21 protein-coding genes are annotated in these 21,226 nt (G+C 58.0%); 6 read left to right on the top strand and 15 right to left on the bottom strand.

Annotated elements, in window-relative coordinates; all coding sequences use genetic code 11:
• The first annotated feature begins 51 nt into the window (after positions 1 to 51).
• The 3 genes from J7447_RS06510 (at position 52) to J7447_RS06500 (ending at position 2,037) form a co-directional block, all read left to right on the top strand.
• On the top strand, positions 52 to 1,182 hold the full coding sequence (locus J7447_RS06510; protein WP_023004115.1) for a prohibitin family protein: 1,131 nt from the start codon (positions 52 to 54) through the stop codon (positions 1,180 to 1,182).
• Positions 1,183 to 1,282: 100 nt separating this feature from the next.
• A complete protein-coding gene (locus tag J7447_RS06505) occupies positions 1,283 to 1,861 on the top strand; it encodes a DUF697 domain-containing protein (protein WP_209169110.1) in 579 nt (192 codons plus the stop codon).
• Positions 1,861 to 2,037, top strand: coding sequence for a hypothetical protein (locus J7447_RS06500; protein WP_023004113.1), 177 nt, complete (start codon positions 1,861 to 1,863; stop codon positions 2,035 to 2,037). Before J7447_RS06505 ends, J7447_RS06500 begins: the two co-directional genes overlap by 1 nt.
• A 227-nt stretch (positions 2,038 to 2,264) precedes the next feature.
• On the opposite strand, the gene J7447_RS06495 is transcribed toward J7447_RS06500, so the two are convergent.
• On the bottom strand, positions 2,265 to 2,618 hold the full coding sequence (locus J7447_RS06495) for a cupin domain-containing protein (protein WP_055653813.1): 354 nt from the start codon (positions 2,616 to 2,618) through the stop codon (positions 2,265 to 2,267).
• A gap of 98 nt (positions 2,619 to 2,716) precedes the next feature.
• Positions 2,717 to 3,547, bottom strand: a complete 831-nt coding sequence (locus J7447_RS06490; protein WP_209169109.1) for a peptidoglycan-binding protein — start codon at positions 3,545 to 3,547, stop codon at positions 2,717 to 2,719.
• A 222-nt stretch (positions 3,548 to 3,769) separates the two neighbouring features.
• Between J7447_RS06490 and J7447_RS06485 the strand changes: the two genes are divergently transcribed.
• Positions 3,770 to 4,651 carry a DMT family transporter gene (locus tag J7447_RS06485; RefSeq protein WP_055653811.1) on the top strand — a complete coding sequence of 294 codons (882 nt, stop codon included), beginning with the start codon at positions 3,770 to 3,772 and terminating at the stop codon, positions 4,649 to 4,651.
• Positions 4,652 to 4,693: 42 nt separating this feature from the next.
• Here the strand turns inward: J7447_RS06485 and J7447_RS06480 are convergent, their stop codons facing one another.
• From J7447_RS06480 to J7447_RS06470, 3 genes are read right to left on the bottom strand one after another with little or no spacing between them, the layout of a single operon-like run.
• Positions 4,694 to 5,758 (bottom strand): TRAP transporter substrate-binding protein, encoded by a 1,065-nt coding sequence (locus J7447_RS06480; RefSeq protein WP_023004109.1) that lies wholly within the window; start codon positions 5,756 to 5,758, stop codon positions 4,694 to 4,696.
• A 20-nt stretch (positions 5,759 to 5,778) separates the two neighbouring features.
• Positions 5,779 to 7,344 carry a TRAP transporter large permease subunit gene (locus J7447_RS06475; RefSeq protein WP_075281631.1) on the bottom strand — a complete coding sequence of 522 codons (1,566 nt, stop codon included), beginning with the start codon at positions 7,342 to 7,344 and terminating at the stop codon, positions 5,779 to 5,781.
• Positions 7,341 to 7,814: a TRAP transporter small permease subunit gene (locus J7447_RS06470; protein WP_031270785.1), complete on the bottom strand. Its 474-nt coding sequence runs from the start codon at positions 7,812 to 7,814 to the stop codon at positions 7,341 to 7,343. Before J7447_RS06470 ends, J7447_RS06475 begins: the two co-directional genes overlap by 4 nt.
• A gap of 433 nt (positions 7,815 to 8,247) precedes the next feature.
• Between J7447_RS06470 and J7447_RS06465 the strand changes: the two genes are divergently transcribed.
• Positions 8,248 to 8,790 (top strand): peroxiredoxin, encoded by a 543-nt coding sequence (locus J7447_RS06465; RefSeq protein WP_055653804.1) that lies wholly within the window; start codon positions 8,248 to 8,250, stop codon positions 8,788 to 8,790.
• A gap of 84 nt (positions 8,791 to 8,874) precedes the next feature.
• Here the strand turns inward: J7447_RS06465 and cydX are convergent, their stop codons facing one another.
• From cydX to J7447_RS06425, 8 genes are all read right to left on the bottom strand, one after another.
• On the bottom strand, positions 8,875 to 8,994 hold the full coding sequence (gene cydX / locus J7447_RS06460; protein ID WP_031270783.1) for a cytochrome bd-I oxidase subunit CydX: 120 nt from the start codon (positions 8,992 to 8,994) through the stop codon (positions 8,875 to 8,877).
• Positions 8,995 to 9,006: 12 nt separating this feature from the next.
• Positions 9,007 to 10,164: a cytochrome d ubiquinol oxidase subunit II gene (gene cydB, locus J7447_RS06455; RefSeq protein ID WP_023004104.1), complete on the bottom strand. Its 1,158-nt coding sequence runs from the start codon at positions 10,162 to 10,164 to the stop codon at positions 9,007 to 9,009.
• Positions 10,165 to 10,170: 6 nt separating this feature from the next.
• A complete protein-coding gene (locus J7447_RS06450) occupies positions 10,171 to 11,775 on the bottom strand; it encodes a cytochrome ubiquinol oxidase subunit I (RefSeq protein ID WP_055653799.1) in 1,605 nt (534 codons plus the stop codon).
• Positions 11,776 to 12,121: 346 nt separating this feature from the next.
• Positions 12,122 to 13,828, bottom strand: a complete 1,707-nt coding sequence (gene cydC, locus J7447_RS06445) for a thiol reductant ABC exporter subunit CydC (RefSeq protein WP_209169108.1) — start codon at positions 13,826 to 13,828, stop codon at positions 12,122 to 12,124.
• Positions 13,825 to 15,633, bottom strand: a complete 1,809-nt coding sequence (cydD, locus tag J7447_RS06440; protein ID WP_209169107.1) for a thiol reductant ABC exporter subunit CydD — start codon at positions 15,631 to 15,633, stop codon at positions 13,825 to 13,827. The genes cydC and cydD overlap by 4 nt, the downstream gene beginning before the upstream one ends.
• 304 nt (positions 15,634 to 15,937) lie before the next feature.
• Positions 15,938 to 16,528: a TetR family transcriptional regulator gene (locus tag J7447_RS06435; protein WP_209169106.1), complete on the bottom strand. Its 591-nt coding sequence runs from the start codon at positions 16,526 to 16,528 to the stop codon at positions 15,938 to 15,940.
• A 2-nt stretch (positions 16,529 to 16,530) separates the two neighbouring features.
• Positions 16,531 to 16,890, bottom strand: coding sequence for an isoprenylcysteine carboxylmethyltransferase family protein (locus J7447_RS06430; RefSeq protein ID WP_168687014.1), 360 nt, complete (start codon positions 16,888 to 16,890; stop codon positions 16,531 to 16,533).
• 206 nt (positions 16,891 to 17,096) lie between these two features.
• Positions 17,097 to 18,596, bottom strand: a complete 1,500-nt coding sequence (locus J7447_RS06425; protein WP_209169105.1) for a CoA-acylating methylmalonate-semialdehyde dehydrogenase — start codon at positions 18,594 to 18,596, stop codon at positions 17,097 to 17,099.
• Between the two features lie 341 nt (positions 18,597 to 18,937).
• On the opposite strand from J7447_RS06425, the gene J7447_RS06420 reads away from it, so the two are divergent.
• Positions 18,938 to 19,819, top strand: a complete 882-nt coding sequence (locus J7447_RS06420; RefSeq protein WP_209169104.1) for a LysR family transcriptional regulator — start codon at positions 18,938 to 18,940, stop codon at positions 19,817 to 19,819.
• 27 nt (positions 19,820 to 19,846) lie between these two features.
• Here J7447_RS06420 and J7447_RS06415 read toward each other — a convergent pair whose 3' ends face one another.
• Both J7447_RS06415 and J7447_RS06410 read right to left on the bottom strand, forming a co-directional pair.
• A complete protein-coding gene (locus tag J7447_RS06415) occupies positions 19,847 to 20,452 on the bottom strand; it encodes a thiamine phosphate synthase (protein WP_075281625.1) in 606 nt (201 codons plus the stop codon).
• Positions 20,449 to 21,222, bottom strand: a complete 774-nt coding sequence (locus J7447_RS06410) for a thiazole synthase (protein ID WP_209169103.1) — start codon at positions 21,220 to 21,222, stop codon at positions 20,449 to 20,451. The genes J7447_RS06415 and J7447_RS06410 overlap by 4 nt, the downstream gene beginning before the upstream one ends.
• Positions 21,223 to 21,226: the final 4 nt, after the last annotated feature.

Below are 21,226 nucleotides of genomic sequence, written 5' to 3'. Positions count from 1 at the left end.
CTAGGTCACCTTAACGAGCTGCGGAGCCGTTTCAATTCCTGGGAGCGCTGAATGAGCGTTGCGGAAGACGACGTCGAAGTTGGTAAGCCGAAAAAGAAGCCGCGCAAGATCCACAGGATGAGCCGGACCGACAAGGCCATCGCCTATCTGCTGCTGCTCGGCTTCGTCTCGATTGTCTTGTGGCCGCTGACGTTCTTTGTCATCGGGCCGGGTGAAGTCGGCGTCCTGTTCAGAACCCTCACCGTCGGCACCGAAACCAGGTTTGTTTATCCCGAAGGTATCAACATCAAATGGCCGTGGAACCGCATCTACCGGTACGAAGTCCGCATCCAGAAACAGGATGAAACGGTCCACGGCCTGGCAGCGGACGGCTTGCGCATCACATCCGATATTTCGGTTCTGTATTACCCGAAGGCGGATAATGCCGGCAAACTGCACCGGGCGATCGGGCCGGAATACGCCGACCGTTTCGTCCGCCCGACCGCCGTGGAAGCGGTTCGCTCGGTGATCGGCAAATACGACCCTCATGAGCTTTATCAGGTCGACATGACGCGCCTCGAAAAGGAAGTCATGGAGACCATTGAAGCCAACAATCAGGATCTCATCGTCTTCGACCAGGTTATCATTCGCCGGATCGAACTGCCGAAGGAAATCAATCAGGCGATTTCACGTAAGCTGACCGAGGAACAAAACGCCCTCGCCTATGAATACGTGCTGGAGCAGGCCCGCAAGGAAGCGGAACGCAAGCGGATCGACGCCATCGGCTACCAGACATTCTACTCGATTGTTGCAGATGCCCTGACGCCGCAACTGCTGACCTGGCGCGGAATTGAAGCGACCGTCGAACTGTCCAAGTCCAACAACAGCAAGATCGTGATCGTCGGTGGCGGGAAAGATCAGCTTCCGCTCATCCTGGGCAGCGACATTGCAAACCAGCCGAATTTACCAGCGCCCGCTCCGGTTAATCCGCAGCGCTACCGACTGCCTGATTTTGATAACCTGCCACAGCTTTTCCCGAACGCTCCTACAGCAGAGGCAGATACATCTCAGGATCAGGAGACACAGCTGAGGCCTGACGAAAATTCGACCGGCGACAGTACATCAAGCGAAAGCACGACGTCAGGTGAGACCGCGCCTGCTTCGAATGATCAAAACACGGAAAAGCCGCAAACTGACAATTGATACCGCGCTGATTGTAAGATTGAAATCGGACCGCACTCAAGCTACGCTCACGTAGAGTAAGCAGCGGGGAGCTGCGACGCTGAAGGAAGGAAACTGTGAAATGACAACGAAGTCCACTCGCACAAGTTCCGCAACATCAGAAGCTGAGGACACTGTTGATGCAGCTGAAAAGCTGGCAGACGGCAAGGCTCAGACCGAAAGTGCTCCGCTGACCCCGGAAGAACGCACGCTGGCAGCCGAAAAGATCATTCGGGACCATGTCATCGTCGGTACAGGTACCGGCCTCATTCCAGTTCCGATCTTCGATCTCGTCGCCGCAATCGGAACGCAGCTCAACCTCATCCGCAAGCTGGCAGCCGTCTATGACGTGCCATTCTCGGAAAATCGCGCAAGAACTGCAGTAACCACGCTTCTGGGAAGTCTCGGCGGTGTCGGTGCGGGAACCTTTATCGCCACCAGCTTCATGAAAACCATTCCCGTGCTCGGCACTGCGCTCGGTATCGTCGGATCAGGCGCAACGCTTGGTGCCTTCACCTTTGCCGTCGGCAAGGTGTTCCAGCAGCATTTTGAAACCGGTGGAGATTTCCTGAGTTTCGACGCGGCTGCCTACAAGGAGCATTTCAAGAAGATGGTGAAGAAGGGCGAAGACATCGCGGAAGAGAAGTCGGAAGCCGCCTGATGTTTGTCGCACCACTGGTCATCTATCTGCTCTTGTGTGTCCTGGTCGGTTACCGCGGTCGGGACACACGGCTTGGTTCCTTCGGCTGCTTCCTGGCAAGCGTGGTGCTGACACCCGTTCTGGTGTTCGTCATCCTTTTGCTGACAGAACCTGCCGGTTTTCAGTCGCAGAAGTAATCTGACCGAAAAAAGCAAACCGGGTAACACCGTTCCCGGTTTCTCTTCAGCTGCCTCAAAAGCCTCATCAGCTTACGAGCAGCACGATGCTGTTGAGGTACCCCAAACAAATAGCGCTGCAATCTACCCTGACCTTAACGAACTCCAAAAGGTCAGGGTAAGTGCTCATATGCGTTCGCAGCTAATCCTGAAAAGTCACGTTGCTCAGCTCCTGGAATGCCCCATCGTCAAGACGGCAGGCGGATCACAAAAAGCTTGCGAGTGGTTTCAAGGACTTCCCAGGTTCCGGAGAAACCGGGCTGCAGGACAAAGCTGTCTCCGGGGCCAATTTCCCGGGTGACGCCGTCCTTGTCGGTCAGCACCGACCTGCCGGAAAGGATCGAACAGAACTCCCATTCGTCATAAGAGATTTTCCAGGCTCCCGGTGTTGCTTCCCATACGCCCGAGAACAGGGTCTCGTTGTCCGTCGTTTCAACCAACCAGGTGGTAAACTTAGGATCGCCCGCAATAACCTTTTCCGGTGCTGGCGCATCTTGTTCGGGAACGATGTCGTCTAGATTGAACGGCAGGAAGGCGTGCATGCGGGTCTCTCTGTCAAAGATGGATCAGTTTGAACTGCCTGATGCTAGCCTCCGCTAACGATGCTGACCAGATGACCTTGGCCTTCAATCATCCGTCGTCACGCCCGCAACAGCCGAATGTTGCGCCGCATCTGCTGAATCTGTTCGAAACTCAGCACAAAGGGCGTGGTCCGGGGTAGCGTCGCCAGGATGTTCTGCTTGTGTGCCACATGTTCGCTCACACCCCGTGGACTGTCGATCAGATTATGGGCGACCTCATGGGCAAGTGTGCTGGCATCCGCGTTCTTCTTGATTCGGGTAACAGCACCCGTGTGGTTGGCCTTGGACAGGGCCAGATCCGTGTCGGGATTGAAGCGACGGATATAGAACACCATGATTTCATTCGGACGGATCCTGACGGACGTATGCGCCTCGGCAAGTTCCTTCATCCGGGCAAACAAGAGGCCATGCTGCGAAAACTCCGTCTCCTCGGCAGCGGTCAATGCCAGCGACTGGATGGAAGCAACCTCGAAGTCGATACCGTAATGTCCGTAAAGTTCCTTCGCTGTCGTTTCCGCAGTTGCCACCGGAGCATCCGGCGTCACCACGACAAAGATGTGCACACGAACCTTGTGAGTGAAGGACGCGAGCGCCCGGTCCAGCTTGGCCATGGTATTTCGTCCGACGGCGCCGTCGTCCTTGATCGGGGCTCCGCCATGCGTTGAACGCTGGAACTCCTTGACCTTTTGCACGGTTTCACTGCCGTAGACCCCATCCGGACTAAGCCCCGTTCCACCAACGGATTTTGGCATGGGAAACCCCAGGTCAATCAACCCGAACTGAACCAGATGCACTCCATGACCGCTTGCCCCGCTGCCGAGCCAAGGGCTGTTGGTGGACGCTGCGGTGAGCTGCGGCACGTTGCGGAAATAGGGAGACGTCAATGCCATGGGACGGGGCTTCCGGACAGTGGACCTGGGAACGTCGAAAACAATCGATGATTGCATCTTACCGCAAAACACTATCACCCCGAAACGAATTACGTAGCGGCATCAGCAATTTCCGTATTCCAGTTTCTCCTGGTGTCCGGACAGGCCTGATTTCGTGAAATCGCGCCTTGCCGCCCTGCCTGCCCCGATGCTTCACTGCGCCAAAACCAGGGAGACACGGGAATGGAAACGGCCATGACCGGCGGTCGCAATCAGGTGACCACCGGAATCGGAATGATGTGTGCAGGTGTCGTGTGCCTATGCCTCAACGACGCCATTGCCAAAACATTGACGGCTGATTACAGCCCCATCCAGATCCTGTTTCTGCGCAATTTGATCGCGCTTCCGATTGCGGTTCTGATCGCACTGAAAATGGGTGGAAGATCTGCCTTGATCTCGCACCGCCCTGCAGCCCATCTTCTGCGCGGAGTGTTGTGGCTCTGCGCCGCCACGCTGTTTTTCACCGGGCTGAGCCTTCTTGGCCTCGCCGAAGCAACAGCGCTGATTTTTGTCATGCCTGTTTTTGTGACAGCGCTTTCCGCCCTGGTCTTGCGAGAGCAAGTGGGCTGGCGTCGATGGACGGCAGTGCTCGTGGGATTTCTGGGCGTTCTGGTGGTTGTCCGTCCGGGTTCAGGCGCTTTCCAGGCAGCATCGCTCCTCCCAATCGCAACGGCTTTCTTCTATGCCGCGCTCATGCTCAGCGCCCGTCTTGTCGACCCGCGCGAGAGTGTCTGGACCCTGATGCTTTACCTGGTGGGGGCCGGCGCAATCATGAGTGCCTTTGCGATGCCCTTCGTCTGGGTGCAGCCACGCGCGGAGGACATCTGGCTGTTTCTTGGCATCGCACTATTCGGCACGGCCGGCATCACCCTGATGACACAGGCCTTCCGCTTTGCCCCGGCAGCCGTTGTCGCGCCATTCGATTATACCGCGCTCTTGTGGGCGACCCTGCTCGGCTGGCTCTTGTGGGGGGAAATTCCCGACATAGCAACCTATGTCGGTGCCGCGATTATCATCGCGAGCGGCATCGCCATCGTCCTGCGCGAACGGCAGCTGGAAACCTGAAGCCCTGCCGGTGGCCCATGCCACCGGCAGGATCAACTCTGCTTACATGCGCTGGGTGAAAGTGGTTGCCTTCACCAGTGCCGCGTAGTCCTTGGCAAGCTCGAGGAACGCGTCATAGCTTTTCTGCACTTCGGCAAACTTCGGATTGGCGGCAGCGTTTTCCGCCATCACTTCCGCAACCGCCGTCTTCAGCGCAGCCAGGACATCATCAGGGAAGTTGGCAAAGGTAACGCCGTCTTCCTTCAGTTTCTTCATGGCAACCGCGTTGTAATAATCGAACTGTGCGGTGGTCTCGACGGAAGCCGCTTCCGCAGCATAGGCGATGATTGCCTGAAGGTTCGCCGGCAGGCTGTCGTAGGCTTCCTTGTTGACGACGATTTCCAGCGCGGCTGACGGCTCGTGGAAGGCCGGAACATAGCAGTAGCTGGCGACCTTCTGCAGGCCGAATGCCTGGTCCAGCATGGGACCAACCCACTCGGCCGCATCGATGGCGCCGGACTGGAAGGCCGGGAAGATTTCCGGAGGCGGCAGCAGGACAGCGTTGACGCCGAGCTTGCGCATGGCTTCGCCGCCCAGACCGGCAATGCGCATGTTGAGGCCGGCAAGATCGTTGAGGCTTTCCACCGGGTTCTTGAACCAGCCGGCCGCCTGTACGCCCGAACTGCCGGAATAAAACGGCTTGAGGCCGCGTTCTTCATAAAGGCTGTCCCACAGGTCCTGTCCGCCGCCATAGCGAAGCCAGGCAGTTGTTTCGACCGCGGTCATGCCGAAAGGAACGGCAGAGAAGAAGTGCATGGCGGTGTTCTTGGACGCGGCATAGTAAGGCGTCGAATGACCGATCTCGGCAGTGCCCTGCTCCACGGCATCTTCAACACCGAACGGCGGTACGAGCTCACCACTGGAATAGACCTTGAAAGTCAGCTGTCCATCGGACATTGCAGCCACGCGGTCGGCAAAGGCGGTCACGTTGGTGCCGACACCCGGCGCCTTCGCCGGAAAGGAAGTCGGCAACTTCCATTCGATCTTGCCTTGCGCAATTGCCGGTGCTGCCAGCAGGCTGGCAGGTGCGGCAACGGCACCAGCCTTCAGAAAATCACGTCTTTTCATGCTTGTGTCTCCCTCGATTTTCAAAACAGGACGTCCGGCAACAGGGTTGCCAGTGCCGGAAAGGCGGCGACCAGACCGAGCGCCAGAAGCTGGATGGCGACAAACGGGATCACCGAAACATAAATGTCAGAAGTGCGGATATCCGCCGGTGCAACCGATCGAAAATAGAAAAGCGCAAACCCGAATGGCGGCGTCAAGAACGAAGTTTGCAGGTTGAGCGCAATCAGCACCGCAAACCAGACCGGGCTTATGTCGCTTTGCAGGATAATCGGCCCGACAATCGGAACAACAATGAAAATGATCTCCACGAATTCCAGAATGAATCCGAGCAGGAAGATCACCAGCATTGTCAGCAACAACATGCCATAAGCGCCGCCCGGCAAGGCGTGCAGCAACTCGGCCACATGTTCATCACCGTTGAACCCCCGAAACACGAGCGACAGGATGCTGGCAGCAATCACGATGCCGAAGATCATTCCGGTGATGGTGACGGTTTCCCGCAGCGCGGGCACGAGTACGCCTCCCCGGATCAGAGAAGCTGCTGCGATGGCCAGCATGACAAGGGCAGCGGCCGTCATAGCGACGGAGACGATCGTCAGTGTCGTCCAGCTGATCCGGCCGCCTTCAAACTCCAGACCGAACAGACCGAGCCTGCGCAGGATCAACAGCAGAATAGCAAAGGCAGCGCAGGCCATGGCAACACGCGCCACCTTGCCGTCGCTTCCTGCAGCCGCGATCAGTACAGCCCCCGCGACACCGACACTTGCGGCTTCCGTTGGCGTTGCAATGCCAATCAGGATGCTGCCGAGTACGGCGATGATCAACCCGAGCGTGGGCGCGATATCCCGGAATAATTCCCGGCCTGACACGCGAGGCTTTGGTGTCGGGGTCTTAGCTTCCTGTCCCTTCGGAGAGGCCCGGCGCAGTCGCAGCAGGACGTACGCCGCATAAAGCGCGACCAGGAGCAGCCCCGGGATCAGCGCACCGGCAAAGAGATCCCCCACCGTAACCGGGTCCGGCGCGAAGTTGCCGGCTTCCTGCTGCGCTTCGAAGTAGGCATTGGATACCTGATCTCCCAGGAGGATCAGAACGATCGACGGCGGAATGATCTGACCGAGCGTGCCGCTGGCGCAAATGAGGCCACTGCTCATGTGCTTGTTCACGCCCGCGGCCAACAGAGCCGGGAGTGTGATCGTGCCCAGCATGACGATGGTTGCTCCAATGATACCGGTCGAGGCGGCAATGAGTGCGCTTACCAGAACCACAGAAAGCGCCAGAGCTGACTGCTGCCCGCCCATCGCGGCCGTCAGGCTCTGGAGCATCCGCTCTGCCTGGCGCGACTTTTCCAGAAGCAACCCCATCAGCACGAAAAGCGGCACCGCCAACAGGAGCGGATTTGTCATCACGCCATAAACGCGCTGGGGAACAGCCTGGAAAAACACGAGGTCAAAATGCCCGGTGGCGGCGGCGACCAGCGCGACAATCGTCGGTGCGCCGGCGATTGCAAGCAGGACCGGCACGCCCGAAAGAATACAGGCAAATACGGAAAGGGCCAGAATGATGAGCCAGATGATATCGGCAGTCATGAAAATTTCCGTCGCATCGCACCGAACAGCTTTTGAAGAATGTAGATCACCACCAGCGCAGGCAGGATCACCAGACAGGTCTTGACCAGAAACAGGCCGGGCAGACCGCCGGTTTCCGGAGAGCCTTCCAATATCGCCCAGGAGCTTTTGACGAGCGGGAATGCCGTCCAGAGCATGATCGCAAATACCGGCAGCGCGAGCAGGAGGTCTCCAACCCAGTCGATACGCCGGTTTGTCCGCTCGCTCCAATTCTGGCGAAATACATCGACCCGCACGTGCTTGTCTGCATCGAAGGAAACGGCGACAGAAAGGGCCACGAGGGCTGCAAAAGCGTAGTTGACCGCGTCCTGGATTTCCAGAAGACCGAAGCCAAGCAGATAGCGCATGAGCACCATGGCCAGCTGGCCGAAAAAGACGATCGCGGCAAACCCCATGCAAAGCATGTGTACCGCCCGAAAGACCCTACGCATTCATCACTCTTGCTGCTGGAAGTCGCATTTCGCTCTGGTCACGGCGTCAAGACCCGACCTTCTGGAGCCCCCTCCTCAGCCCCGCATTGCGCCACAGGCGAACCACACGGGACGTGGTCAGCTTAATGACCGAAATTGAGCGTGTATACAATGATTTGAGTGCTTTTTCCGGAAAAGGCGGACCACCCACAGAAGTCCGCCAACCGTGCCCCTGGAAATGCCGACCAGCGGCATATCGCCTCGATTGAGTGCTTCGCACAGGCTTCTTGTCTATTGCGGAGCAAAATGGATTGCGGCATTGCAGCAAATGGGCTAGGCCGAACTTCTCCTCCACTTTCAGGGCGCTTGTGCCCTGCCCGGTTCTCCTCCCGCGGGCAAGGCACGATTTCGGCACTCTGGACAGTTTGCAACCGTTCAATTTCTGGAGTTTGCGATGCTCAGCAAAAAAGTTCCGTTCGTTACCTTCCGCACCCGCGTCCGTGATGAATCCATTGAAGGTCCGAACCCGTTCCGCTGGGAAGACAAGACCAGCGACGACTACTTCAAGGGCAAGAAGGTCGTTCTGTTTTCGCTTCCAGGCGCATTCACTCCGACCTGCTCCACCTATCAGCTTCCGGATTTCGAAAAGCTGTTTGAAGAGTTCAAGGCTGAAGGCGTTGATGAAATCTACTGCATCTCCGTCAACGACGCTTTCGTGATGAATGCCTGGGCAAAAGCCCAGGGCGTCGAGAACGTCAAGGTTATTCCGGATGGATCCGGCGAGTTCACCCGCAAGATGGGCATGCTGGTCGCCAAGGACAATCTCGGGTTCGGCATGCGCTCCTGGCGCTATGGCGCGGTCATCAATGACGGCATCGTCGAGCAGTGGTTCGAAGAAGAAGGCTTCTCCGACAACTGCGAAAGCGATCCTTACGGCGTTTCCTCGCCGCAGAACATCCTGGAAAAGCTGCGCGCTGCAAAAGTGCAGGCCGCCTGATCCACCAGGAACTGGTCCAGCAAAAAGCCCCGGAGCAATCCGGGGCTTTTTCATTTTCCAACACGATTTCCAGAAAAGCCGGAACTACTTGCGGCCTTCCAGACGGCGGCGTTCGTCCTCCGACCTCAGCTCCAGCCACATCGCGTTCAGGATCGCCATGGCGCAGGCCAAAGGCATTCCGAGGACCCAGGCAAAATACCACATGTTGCAGTCTCCTCAGTAAGCGCTGTGGTTGTCACGTTCGATGGTTTCTTCATCCACCTTGCCCCACAGGACCTTGTACACCCAAGCGGTGTAGACAAGGATGATCGGCAGGAAGATGAGCGTCGCCACCAGCATGTTGAACAAGGTCCGGTGGCTGGAAGATGCGTCCCAAACCGTCAGGCTGGCTTCGGGCTGTATCGATGATGGCAGGATGAACGGGAACATCGAGACACCGACTGTCGAGATGATCCCGAAAATCGCCAGCTTCGAGAAGAGGAAGATCGGCATTTCGAAACGTGTCTGCAAAAGCACGAGCGTTCCGAACAGGCCAAGGAACCCGAGACCGGGGGCCAGCCAGAGGATGGGGTGGACAGTGTAGTTGTACATCCACGCCCCACCTTCGGTGATCGCCTGCTTCGCCAGTGGATTGGCCGCCATGTTCGGATCGACTTCGGATGTAATGCGGAAACCTTCCACATAGCCGCTGGCAACGAGATACCCGCCGAGAGCGAACAGAGCGATGCTGAGGCCTGCCGTTACCGTGCCGAACCGCCGCGCGCGCGCAGCAATATCACCTGACGCCCGCATCACCAGCCAGACAGACCCGTGCGTGACGAGCATTGTCACCGACAACAGCCCGCACAGCAGCGAGAACGGCGAGAACAGACCGAAGAACGACCCTTCGTATGTCATGCGCAGATCGTTATCGAGCGAGAACGGGACCCCGAGCAACACATTGCCGACGGCAACACCGAAGACAAGCGCCGGCACGAAAGACCCCGTGAACAGTGCCCAGTCCCAGGCGTTGCGCCAGGAGGGATCCGGCCGCTTGGACCGATACTTGAAGGCTACCGGCCGCAGGATCATCGCGGCCAGTACCACGAACATCGCCAGATAGAACCCCGAGAAGCTGATGGCATAGAGCGGCGGCCAGGCAGCAAAGATCGCCCCGCCCCCCAGGATGAACCAAACCTGGTTTCCTTCCCAGGTTGGGCCGATGGTGTTGATGACGACACGCCGTTCGATATCTGTCTCGGCAACGAAGGGCAGCATCGCGCCAACGCCCATGTCGAAACCGTCCATCACGGCAAATCCGATCAGAAGGACGCCGAGCAGCAGCCACCAGATCATCTTCAGGATGGAGTAGTCGATCATTTCATATAGGATCATTTTCGATTACTCCGCTGGTACAGAGGCTGCGGCCGGGACCGGCTGCTTCGGCGCGGCTGGAACTGCATCCGGGTTCTCGCCGTCTTCCGGACCGATCTTGATGTATTTGATCATCAGCGTGATCTCGATCACCAGAAGCGTGCTGTAGAGCGCAACAAAGCCGGCAAGCGTCAGCAGGACCTCGGTCACGCTAAGGCTCGAGACACCGGCAGAGGTCGGCAGCATACTTTCGATGATCCAGGGCTGGCGGCCATATTCGGCGACGAACCAGCCCATTTCGCAGGCGATCCACGGCAACGGGATCGACCAGACTGCGACATGCAGCAGCCAACGGCGCTTTTCTCTCAGAACGTCCAGCCGTCCGGACGACGAATAGTAGAAGAACACCGTGGTCATCAGGATGAAGAAGAAGCCGCACGCCACCATGATCCGGAAGGAATAGAACATCGGCATGACTTCCGGCACGGTGGACCAGGCGGCCGCGTCTACCTGAGCGGTGGTCGCTTCCATCGGATTGTCCGTGAACGGCAGCAGCAGATAGGCGTACCCAAGCGAGTTCTCGTTCTGCAGGAAGGTCTCGCGGACATCCGCACTTGCATTTGCCGGATCCTGCCGGATTTTCTGCAGCGCATCCCAGGCTATGGCACCCTGCCGGATGCGGTCCTTTGTCCGCTCAACCAGATCCTTGATGCCGGGAATGATCGTGTCGAGGGAACGCGTTGCGATCAGGCCCATGACATAGGGCACTTCAATGGCAAAGACGTTCTCCCGCTTCTCCATATCCGCCCAGGCAATCACGTTGAACGAGGCCGGAGCCGGCTCGGTCTCCCACATGGCTTCGATCGTCGCCAGTTTCATCTTCTGGTTCAGGTTGGCCTCATAGCCGCTTTCATCCCCAAGAACGACAACCGAAAGTGCAGATGCAAAGCCGAAGGCGGACGCGATGGCCATGGATCGTTTGGCGATCGGAATATGGCGGCCTTTCAGCATGTACCAGGCAGAGATACCCAGAACGAACATGGATGCGGTGACATAGCCTGCAGACACGGTGTGCACGAACTTGGCCTGGGCCACCGGATTGAACAGCACTTCATAGAAACTGGTGACTTCCATGCGCATGGTGTCGGGGTTGAATGCGGACCCGACAGGGTGTTGCATCCAGCCGTTGGCGATCAGGATCCAGAGTGCCGAAAGGTTTGTTCCAATCGCGACAGCCCAGGTGGCAGCCAGATGCTGGCGCTTGGAGAGCCTGTCCCAGCCAAAGAAGAACAGCCCAACGAATGTGGCTTCCAGAAAGAAAGCCATCAGGCCCTCGATCGCCAGAGGCGCACCAAAGACATCGCCGACATACTGACTGAAGTAGGCCCAGTTCATGCCGAACTGGAACTCCATCGTCAGACCGGTAGCGACCCCCAGGACGAAATTGATCCCGAACAAGGTGCCCCAGAACTTGACCATGCGCTTCCAGACCTCTCGGCCGGTCATCACATAGACTGTTTCCATGGTGGCCAGCAGGATCGACAGGCCGATAGTCAAAGGCACAAACAGGAAGTGGTAGAGCGCTGTCATGGCAAATTGCAGCCGGGACAGGTCAACGACGTTCAGTTCCATCGTATTCCCCCTTTACGGACCGGAGAGGCCCGAGCATTTCGGCAGTCGTGTCCAACGTTCTATCGAACCGCAACAGGCACGTCTGCACATCAGGACGATCGACGGGAAAATGCCCTGTCGGAGGAGACCGGGCCTGTGTCGATCTTGATTGAAAACCCGGTTTTCGTCCCGATCCGGCAACGGCAATCAACTTCACAGTGAATGCGGATTGCAGCCGCCAATCCCGTCAATGAACCGGCTTGGAAAACGAGTCTTCCTATGGGCTGATCGTGGCCCACCGCCCCCCCAAGGTCAATGCGACAGTTAGGACGCGACAACCTCAAGATGCGGAAAACTGCAGGAGAACTCATTGAAATTCGGAAAGAATTATTTCCGGCGACCGAATGCCGCTGCCGCATGGTGCCGTCAGATCCAGTACGCGGTCTGCCCGCTCCAACTCCTGTCGACGGTGTGCAATCATCAGGACGGCCGCATCGCCGCGATAGGACAAAAACCGGTCCAGAACATCCGCAGCGGTTGCGGCGTCCAGTCCCTCGGTCATCTCGTCCAGAACAAACAGGGCCGGCCGCGTCAGAAAGGCACGCGCCAGGGCAAGACGCCTCTGCTCTCCACCGGACAATCCGAGCCCCCCCTCACCGAGAATGGTCTGCAGGCCTTTCGGATTTTCAGAAATACGTTCAGCAAGCGCCGCCTGTTCAAGCGCACGCCAAAGTTCCGTGTCGCCAGCATCCGGGTTTGCAACACGCAGGTTCTCGGCAACGGTCTCGTTGAAGAGATAGGCCTTTTGACCAATGACGGTAACCTTGCAGCGTAGCTCTTTCTCGGAGATACGGTCGATTTCCACCCCACCCAGAAGTATCTTCCCCTGCCCTGGCTTGCGTAACCGAGCGGCCAATGCCCCAATCGTCGACTTGCCGCAACCGCTGCGCCCTGCCAATGCGAGAATTTCGCCCTGCGCAAGGTGAAAGGAGAGCCCCTCCAGAACGCTTCTGTCAGCACCGGGATAGCCAAAACTGACGTCCTCAAAAGCGAGCGCAGGCACGGCGCCTTGGCGTCCGGTTTCTGGTACGGAAAGGCTCTGCGAAGGCTCGACCTCATCGGGGCGACGCATCAAGTGCATGATCCGACCAGCTGCCAACGCGACGCGAGGCAGTCTGGAAAGGCCAGGCAAGCTCATCGAAAATATTTCCGGAAGCCCCATCACCACCAGTATCAGGCCGACGCTGAAAGCAGCCGTCAGCGCGCCATTCCCGACTTCGTGCAGACAGACAAGAAGCATGACGGCAAGAAACAGCTGTCCAAGGAGTGTGGAAGCCGTTGTCAGCTTGCTGGTACGGTGATCCTCAACCTCCTGGGCTTCCGCCAATCGCGTGTCGGCGACAAGGACCGAGTCGGCCGCCGCTTCCAGACCCCCGTAAATCGCAAGATCCCGCCGGCCTGCTGCCAGATCCGCAGCTCGAAGCCGCATGGCATCCAGCGCCGCGTCAGAGCGGCGAGCGGTTTTGGTGTCGGACCGTGCAAAGGTCCAGACCGCGAGCCCGAGCCAGGCCAAAACGAAGGCTGCTCCGGTAAGCAACAAAAGCGGCGATACGCTGCTCCAGACCAGAAGCAGCGAGACAGCAACAACCAGCGACAGCACCAGAGGAACCACCAGACGCAAATAAACCGTATCGAGGACGGCAACGTCGAGTGTCAGACGATTGAGCAGCAATCCGGATCGCTGACCGTCGTTTGTCTTAAGTGCCATCGCCGCAAACTGGCGGTTTCTGAACCCGGTCAGAAACCGGAATGTGGCGTCATGTGTCAGAACCCTTTCACCGTAACGGCCGGCGGTACGGACAATCGCAAAGGCGCGAATGAGCGCGCTTGGCGCAAAGATGTTCAAGAACGCGCCACTCAAACCCGCAATAGCCGCGGCGGTGATGAACCAGCCGGAAACGCCGAGCAGAAGAAGCCCGGCAGCCGCAGGCAGCAATGCCACAAGAATGCCAAGCCAGAAATGAAAGCTGTCGTACCGGTGCTGGGTGCGAATGATATGCCAGACAGACCTCACGCGAACACCTCCCCTTCGGCGAGGACGCCGAGCGCCTTCAGGTCAATTCGCCGCGAGGCGATTTTCCGAAGGGCCGGGTCGTGTGTGGCGATCACGGCGGTCCGGCCATCGCAAAGTTTCCGCAATCCCTCGATGACATCTGCTGCCGTTTCTTCATCCAGCGAGGCTGTTGGTTCGTCCGCCAGCAGCAGGACAGCATCCTTGCGCATTGACGCCCTCGCGAGAGCCACCCGCCGGATCTCCCCGACAGAAAGGCCGAAACCGTCTTCTCCCAAAGGTGTTTCCAGACCACGAGGCAAACGCTGGACGAGCGCTTCGGCCCCGGCAAGGCGAAGGGCTTGCCAGAGATCGTCCTCCGTAACCGCTGCAGATGTATCAACAGCTCTCAGGAGGTTGGCCTTGAGACTGCCGTGGAACAGCCTGGGCGACTGGCCGAGCCATATAACCTTTCGACGCAGCAATGGTGCAATCGCGGTTGCAGTAAGGTCGTTCACCTGAATTTTGCCGGAATCAGGCTCCTGGAAGCCCAGTATTCCGTCAATCAGTGTGGTCTTGCCGCTGCCGCTCGGCCCTTCGACCAAAAGCGTTTCATCCGGCTCAATCGTCAGATTGAACTCCTTGAAGACACAGCGCTCATCATGGGAAATGCCGACAGACCTGAACTGAATGGCGGGCGGGCCTGAAAGTGAAATGGAACCGACCGGCTCGTCTGATCGTTCAGCGCGCTTAGGGTTTCCGGGGGTGTCCCGCGACGGGAAAAGTGTCGCCAGCTTCTTCCGCGCGGCAAGTCCGCCTGCCCGGTCATGATAGGCTGCCGCATAGGCACGCAAGGGGGCAAAGAACTCCGGTGCGAGCAACAGAATGAACAGGCCCTGCGCAAAGGTCAGGGGCCCGCCCCAGGTTCCAGCCTGGATTTCACCCAATAGCGAGAACCCCACATAGACCGCGCAGAAGGCTATTCCGAGTGCGGAAAAGAGTTCCAGGACGGTTGAGGAGAGAAATGCGATCTTCAGGACGCGCATGGTGCCGGTTCTGAACCGTTCGCCCGCATCAGCGATTTGCCGCTGTGTACGCTCGATTGCGCCGAACAAGGTCAGTGTTTCCAGGCCCCTGATCCTGTCCAGCAGACTGCCGCTCAGCCGCACCAGTTCCTCCTGTTGCGTCTCGCTCGCAGCCTTGGCACGCATACCAATCAGCGCCATGAAAACAGGAATGAGCGGCCCGCAGACAACCAGGATCAACGCGCCGACCCAACTGAACACGGCAGTGGCGGCAACGATCCCGAGGGGCACAAGACGGAGCCGAACCTTCTGAGGTTCGAAATTCCGATAGTACGGTCCGAGCAGGTCGACCTGTTCGGTAACATGGGCGGCAAAGGCACCGGAAGATGGGAATTCTGCAGATGGCGACGTTCTGGCGGCAACGGAAAGCAGCTCTGCGCGTGCCCTGCTCTGGATTGCACGGGCAGTTTGCCGGGCAACCGTTTCGGCTCGGTTTTGCAGAAACACTCTCAACACAGCAACCAGCGCGATGCCGGCGGCAGCCTGGAAGGCCAAGCCTGTCAGATCGCCTTCGATAACCTGGCCGTCATCTGCGGCGGAAAACATCATGGGGAGCGATCCGAGCGCCCAGGAAATCAATCCGGCCTGTGCGATCCACAGCAGATCGGATACGGCCAGCAGCCGACCAGCCCGTTTCAGGCTGCGGCTTTCTCCTTTTTCCGGCCAGCCGAAAGCAGCTGCTGCTCCGCTGTCCTGCCCCTCACCCTCAACCACCGTCCCGATCTTTTCCCTTTTTATTGTCATCAGCCGTTTAGTGTCGCCCCGTCCGCCCAAATTCAAGAGGCAGATTGCCACGGTGGCAATGGGAATGCCATGCAAGGGCGACCGGTATCGGCGCAGTACTGCGCCAGCAGATGCCTATTTTCTTTCACCGGATGCACAATCCTGACAAGTGGTTTTCAGGACGCTTGTGAGATCTTCGTTCATGAAATTATCTCCTGAAACTCCAGAAGACAGCTTTGTGCAGGCCTAGTTTCCAACAAACGCCCTAAAAAGGCAGCTGCTGCGTCTAACAGCCAGTGCCTTTAGCGGAGGTTAGCGGTGACAGCTATCGCACGAGACGATGCTCCAATTCGGAAAGCACCGCGGCGAGAACCGCTTCGGCGCGTTCTTCCGTGCACCTTGGCCTAAGGCGGGCAATCAGAAACGGGTCCCTGAACAGTTGCGTTGCGTCTTCAACCAAGTCGCACGCCCTTTTCAGTTCGCATCCTTCAAATACGGCGCCGAGTATCCCTTCCAGCATTTTCCGTAATCTGCTCACATGGATGGTGACAGGTTCGGGATGCTCTCCAGCCAGAGTCAGATAGGCCCGGAACAGGTCCGGATCGTCGTCAAACCTTTCTGACTTGATTACGAGCTGCACCCTGACAAAAGCTGCCAGTTTCGATTGCCAGCTTTCCGCAGCTGAAATTTCCACCTGAAGCGCAACTTCCACGTCTGCGAACCAGCGTTCCGCCAAGCCGGCCATGAGAGCCGCCTTGTTGGGAAAAAACCGGTAGACATTCGATTGCGACATCCGACAATCGGCCGCCAGATCAGTCACGGAAAAGCGCGGCGAACCTTGCCGCCGCAAGCGGTGTTCCGCAGCCTGCAGCAGGCTCTCCCGGATTTCGGCGTTTTCAACCTTCGGTCTTGCCATTTTTAAAGCCAACGCCTCACATTTTTTCTGTAGTCCAGGTAAGGCTGGCCAAACGTCTTCTCGGCGTTCCGCTCCTCAATCGGGATGTACCAAAACTGCGCGGCCAGAAAAAAGACGATTGCGAAAAGGACGTTCAATGCTTCGTTGGTGCAGACAGCGACCCCGAGCAGCATCAACAAAAACCCAAGATACATCGGATTGCGCGAAAGCGCGTAGATTCCGGAGGTCACCAAGCGGGTTGGTTGCCGGAACGTATGGATTTCCGTTTCTTGCGAAAGGAACGTGCCATGCCCCTTTTTGAGGAAAAACAACCCCAGAGCGACGACTGCCAAACCGGTCCACTGGAACGGTGCAGGAAGCATGGGCGAACCGGGAAACAAGATCGTGACCGGGACCATCGACAACAGGAACAGGCCGAAAAGGACAGGCGGAATTATCTGAGGCATGAGAGGTTTCCAAACTCATTTCATAATAAATAATAAAATTCATCTTTTATCATTTTACAAGACAAAAAAGAGGCGCTCCAGGCGAAGCCGGGAGCGCCAGACCGGACTTGGTCCGGAAGGAATTACTTCATCGTCGGGATTGCGAACTCGGCCCCGTCCTTCAGACCTGACGGCCAGCGGGAGGTCACGGTCTTGGTGCGGGTGTAGAACTTGAACCCGTCCGGACCATGCTGGTTGAGATCGCCGAAGCCGGACTTCTTCCAGCCGCCGAAGGTGTGGTAGGCGAGCGGCACCGGGATCGGCACGTTGATGCCAACCATGCCGATGTTGATGCGGGACGCGAAGTCGCGGGCTGTATCGCCGTCACGGGTGAAGATCGCAGTGCCGTTGCCGTATTCGTGGCTGAGCGGCAGATCGAGAGCTTCTTCGTAGGTCTCTGCGCGAACTACGGACAGGACCGGACCGAAGATTTCGGTCTTGTAGATGTCCATGTCCTTGGTGACGTTGTCGAACAGGCAGCCGCCCATGAAGAAGCCGTTCTCATAGCCCTGCATGGAGAAATCGCGGCCATCGACAACCAGCTTCGCACCTTCCTTGATGCCTTGGTCGACGAGACCTTTTACGCGAGCAAGCGCTTCCTTGGTCACCAGCGGACCGAAGTCGACGTCATTGCCAGCCGTGTACGGCCCGATCTTAAGTGCCTCCACCTTCGGCGCAAGCTTCTCGATCAGTGCATTTGCGGTGCTTTCGCCAACCGGCACGGCAACAGAAACAGCCATGCAACGTTCGCCGGCCGCGCCGTAACCTGCACCGATCAGAGCATCGGCCGCCTGATCAAGGTCGGCATCCGGCATGATGATCATGTGGTTCTTTGCGCCACCGAAACACTGGGCGCGTTTGCCGGATGCAGTTGCACGGGCATAAACATACTGGGCAATCGGCGTGGAACCGACGAAGCCGACAGCCTGGATGGTTTCGTCGTCCAGGATTGCATCGACCGCGCTCTTGTCGCCGTTGACGACGTTCAGAACACCTTCCGGCAGACCGGCTTCGATCATCAGTTCAGCAAGCATGATCGGCACGGACGGATCGCGCTCGGACGGCTTCAGAATGAAGGCGTTGCCACAAGCGATCGCCGGGCAGAATTTCCACATCGGGATCATGGCCGGGAAGTTGAACGGCGTGATGCCGGCAACGACGCCAAGCGGCTGGCGCATGGAGTACATGTCGATGCCAGGACCGGCGCCTTCGGTGAATTCACCCTTCAGGAGATGCGGCGCACCAATGCAGAACTCGGCGACTTCCAGACCGCGGATAACGTCGCCCTTGGCGTCCGGAATCGTTTTGCCGTGTTCGCGGGAAAGAGCTTCAGCCAGCTTGTCCATGTCGCGGTTGAGAAGATCTACGAACTTCATCATCACGCGAGCGCGACGCTGCGGGTTGGTGGCAGCCCAGGCAGGCTGTGCGGCAGCAGCATTGGCAATTGCCGCGTCCATCTCGGCCTGGCTGGCCAGGGCGACCTGCGCCTCGACTTCACCGGTTGCCGGGTTGTAGACGTCTGCAAAGCGGCCGGAAGTTCCCTCCACGTGCTTGCCGCCGATAAAATGACCGATCTTCCGCATGTCGCGTTTCTCCCAATATGTCCTGACACCAGCCAAAAGGATTTTGGGCGAGCGTCCGAGATGATGTCTTTTTTGACTTTTATTTTTGCTACAAACAAGAACCAGATTTCCGGACCCGTTGTGCGTTTTTTGAAGTTATGCAATAAAACGCCACGAAGCGTCTGAGACAAACGATAGGTCCAATTCCCCTCGGTTGTCATCCCGGCTGAAACTTTACCAAAAGCCGGTGTGCAGCAAGGCGTGAACTCACCACCATGAACGCGGCGGCATCGTGCCTGGTATCTGACATCAGCTGAAAAAAACAAAACGGAGTGGCTGGTCATCGCGGAAAGCAAATCGAAATGAACTGGGACGACATCCGCATCTTTCTCGCGATCGCTCGAACAGGACAAATCCTGGCGGCAGCGCGCCGTCTCGGCCTCAACCACGCCACGGTGGCGCGCAGGCTGACGAGCCTCGAAGACAGCATCGGCACACGCCTCTTCGACAGATCAACATCCGGCTGCCTTCTGACGGAAGCCGGCAGCCGGTTCTTTGACCGGGCAGAACGGATCGAAGCCGAGGCGGTGGCAGCGGAAGCCGACCTGACAAACAACACGCCGGAAATTTCCGGAACCGTTCGCATTGGCGCACCCGATGGTTTCGGTGTCGCGTATCTTGCGCCCCGGCTTGGCAAGCTCACGGAAAAACATCCAGGACTGACGGTGCAGCTCGTTCCCGTGCCCCGCTCCTTCTCGCTCTCCCGCCGTGAAGCTGATATCGCCGTGACAATAGACAGGCCGGAAACAGGCCGGCTGGTTGCCGGCAAGCTCGTCGACTATTCGCTCGGTCTTTATGCGTCAAAAACCTATCTGGAAAGCCGGGGAACACCTGCCTCCGCAAGCAATCTGATCGACCACGATCTTATTGGCTACGTGGAAGACCTGCTCTACTCGCCATCGCTGAACTACGGCACCGAGATCCTGAAAGACTGGACCGCGCGATTTGAAATCGCCTCCGCACTCGGCCAGACCGAAGCAGTCAGGTCCGGTGCCGGTATCGGCATACTTCACGATTTTATCGCGCGCGACAATGCGGACCTGGTCGCCGTTCTCCCGGAGATAAAGCTTCACCGGGCCTACTGGATGGTGACACATGAAAGTTCGCGCCCTCTCCGCCATGTCGCCGCGGCACAGAAATTTCTGCGCGATCAAGTCGCTCACGATAAAGCGATTTTCGTTTAGCCAGGCCGAAGGCGAAACGCACTCAACCTACCGCCAGGGATCTGTCGCCATTATCCATTCCCTGGTGCGCGCTTCCGGATCGGCATTCCGGGTGATGTCGGTGACAACGGCTGCGATATCTGCGCCGTTCTCGAACACACCCGGCAGACGTTCCGGATTGAGGCCGCCAATAGCAACAAGCGGCAATTCGCCGATCTGCCGCTTCCACCGTCCGACCTTTTCAACGCCTTGGGGCGCCCATTTCATTTCTTTCAGGATCGTTGGATAGACAGGCCCCAGCGCGACATAATCGGGCTCGACAGAAAGAGCGGTTTCCAGTTCCTCGCCGTCATGGGTCGAAACGCCGAGTTTCAGACCGGCCTTGCGAATGGCCGCCACATCGGCGTCAGCAAGGTCTTCCTGACCAAGGTGGACAAAGTCGCAGTCCAGCTCAATCGCGAGCTGCCAATAGTCGTTCACGACAAGTTGGCAGCCGTGCTTTTCGCAAGCGCTCTTGGATGCTGCGATTTCCTTGCGCAGGACTTCGTCGCTCGCGTCCTTGATGCGCAGTTGAACCAGTTTGACGCCAAGCGGAACCAGCCGCTCGATCCAGTCGGAACTGTCGACGATGAGGTAAAAGGGATCGAGCTTCATTCAAACACCGCCATTCCGAGAACCGGGGTAGAAGGAACCGCCATGTCGCGAGGTTCCAGGGGTTGGGCTTCATAGGCCAGGCGACCGGCCTCAATTGCAACTGCAAAGGCTTTGGCCATTGCGACAGGGTCTCCGGCCTTTGCCACAGCCGTATTCAGCAGTACCGCATCGAAACCGAGTTCCAGAACAGCGGCCGCATGGGACGGTCTGCCAAGACCGGCATCCACAACAAGTGGGATGCCTCTGAAGTGACTGCGATAGGCACGAAGGGCATCCGGATTGACCGGCCCCTTCGCCGAACCGATTGGCGCACACCAGGGCATCAACACCTGGCACCCCGCCTCAAGCAACCGTTCGCCGACGACAATATCGTCCGTCGTATAGGGAAACACCTTGAAGCCGTCATCGCTCAGGATACGTGCGGCTTCCACGAGGCCAAAGACATCCGGCTGCAGGCTGTCGTGATGACCGATCACTTCCAGCTTGATCCAGTCGGTTCCAAAAAGATCGCGTGCCATTTTTGCGGTGGTGACGGCTTCCTTCACCGAATGACATCCGGCAGTGTTGGGCAGAACCTTGACGTTCAGTTCCCGGATCAGGTCCCAGAACCGGCCGCCTCCGCCACTTCCTGCCGTTTCGCGCCGAAGGGACACCGTCAGAATTTCAGCCCCGGATACCTTCACCGCGTCCGACAGAATTTGGGGTGATGGGTACTGGGCAGTTCCAAGCAGGAAACGCGACGCAACGCTTTCGCCATAAACTTCAAACATAGGC

This window comes from Labrenzia sp. R5_0 (assembly GCF_017743835.1).
GTDB classification, from domain to species: domain Bacteria; phylum Pseudomonadota; class Alphaproteobacteria; order Rhizobiales; family Stappiaceae; genus Roseibium; species Roseibium algicola.
The sequence above is the reverse complement of the archived record's forward strand: the minus strand, read 5'-3'. Positions and strand labels throughout refer to the sequence as shown.

What these genes read in the sequence shown, in the direction of transcription:
- J7447_RS06490 (WP_209169109.1), bottom strand. Translation starts at nt 3,547, where the DNA reads ATGGCATTGACGTCTCCCTATTTCCGCAACGTGCCGCAGCTCACCGCA.
- J7447_RS06430 (WP_168687014.1), bottom strand. Translation starts at nt 16,890, where the DNA reads ATGCTTCCTGCACCGTTCCAGTGGACCGGTTTGGCAGTCGTCGCTCTG.
- J7447_RS06450 (WP_055653799.1), bottom strand. Translation starts at nt 11,775, where the DNA reads ATGGAACTGAACGTCGTTGACCTGTCCCGGCTGCAATTTGCCATGACA.
- J7447_RS06425 (WP_209169105.1), bottom strand. Translation starts at nt 18,596, where the DNA reads ATGCGGAAGATCGGTCATTTTATCGGCGGCAAGCACGTGGAGGGAACT.
- J7447_RS06505 (WP_209169110.1), top strand. Translation starts at nt 1,283, where the DNA reads ATGACAACGAAGTCCACTCGCACAAGTTCCGCAACATCAGAAGCTGAG.
- J7447_RS06470 (WP_031270785.1), bottom strand. Translation starts at nt 7,814, where the DNA reads ATGCGTAGGGTCTTTCGGGCGGTACACATGCTTTGCATGGGGTTTGCC.
- J7447_RS06485 (WP_055653811.1), top strand. Translation starts at nt 3,770, where the DNA reads ATGGAAACGGCCATGACCGGCGGTCGCAATCAGGTGACCACCGGAATC.
- J7447_RS06495 (WP_055653813.1), bottom strand. Translation starts at nt 2,618, where the DNA reads ATGCACGCCTTCCTGCCGTTCAATCTAGACGACATCGTTCCCGAACAA.
- J7447_RS06500 (WP_023004113.1), top strand. Translation starts at nt 1,861, where the DNA reads ATGTTTGTCGCACCACTGGTCATCTATCTGCTCTTGTGTGTCCTGGTC.
- cydX (WP_031270783.1), bottom strand. Translation starts at nt 8,994, where the DNA reads ATGTGGTATTTTGCCTGGGTCCTCGGAATGCCTTTGGCCTGCGCCATG.
- cydD (WP_209169107.1), bottom strand. Translation starts at nt 15,633, where the DNA reads ATGACAATAAAAAGGGAAAAGATCGGGACGGTGGTTGAGGGTGAGGGG.
- J7447_RS06410 (WP_209169103.1), bottom strand. Translation starts at nt 21,222, where the DNA reads ATGTTTGAAGTTTATGGCGAAAGCGTTGCGTCGCGTTTCCTGCTTGGA.
- J7447_RS06480 (WP_023004109.1), bottom strand. Translation starts at nt 5,758, where the DNA reads ATGAAAAGACGTGATTTTCTGAAGGCTGGTGCCGTTGCCGCACCTGCC.
- J7447_RS06465 (WP_055653804.1), top strand. Translation starts at nt 8,248, where the DNA reads ATGCTCAGCAAAAAAGTTCCGTTCGTTACCTTCCGCACCCGCGTCCGT.
- J7447_RS06420 (WP_209169104.1), top strand. Translation starts at nt 18,938, where the DNA reads ATGAACTGGGACGACATCCGCATCTTTCTCGCGATCGCTCGAACAGGA.
- cydB (WP_023004104.1), bottom strand. Translation starts at nt 10,164, where the DNA reads ATGATCCTATATGAAATGATCGACTACTCCATCCTGAAGATGATCTGG.
- J7447_RS06415 (WP_075281625.1), bottom strand. Translation starts at nt 20,452, where the DNA reads ATGAAGCTCGATCCCTTTTACCTCATCGTCGACAGTTCCGACTGGATC.
- J7447_RS06475 (WP_075281631.1), bottom strand. Translation starts at nt 7,344, where the DNA reads ATGACTGCCGATATCATCTGGCTCATCATTCTGGCCCTTTCCGTATTT.
- J7447_RS06435 (WP_209169106.1), bottom strand. Translation starts at nt 16,528, where the DNA reads ATGGCAAGACCGAAGGTTGAAAACGCCGAAATCCGGGAGAGCCTGCTG.
- J7447_RS06510 (WP_023004115.1), top strand. Translation starts at nt 52, where the DNA reads ATGAGCGTTGCGGAAGACGACGTCGAAGTTGGTAAGCCGAAAAAGAAG.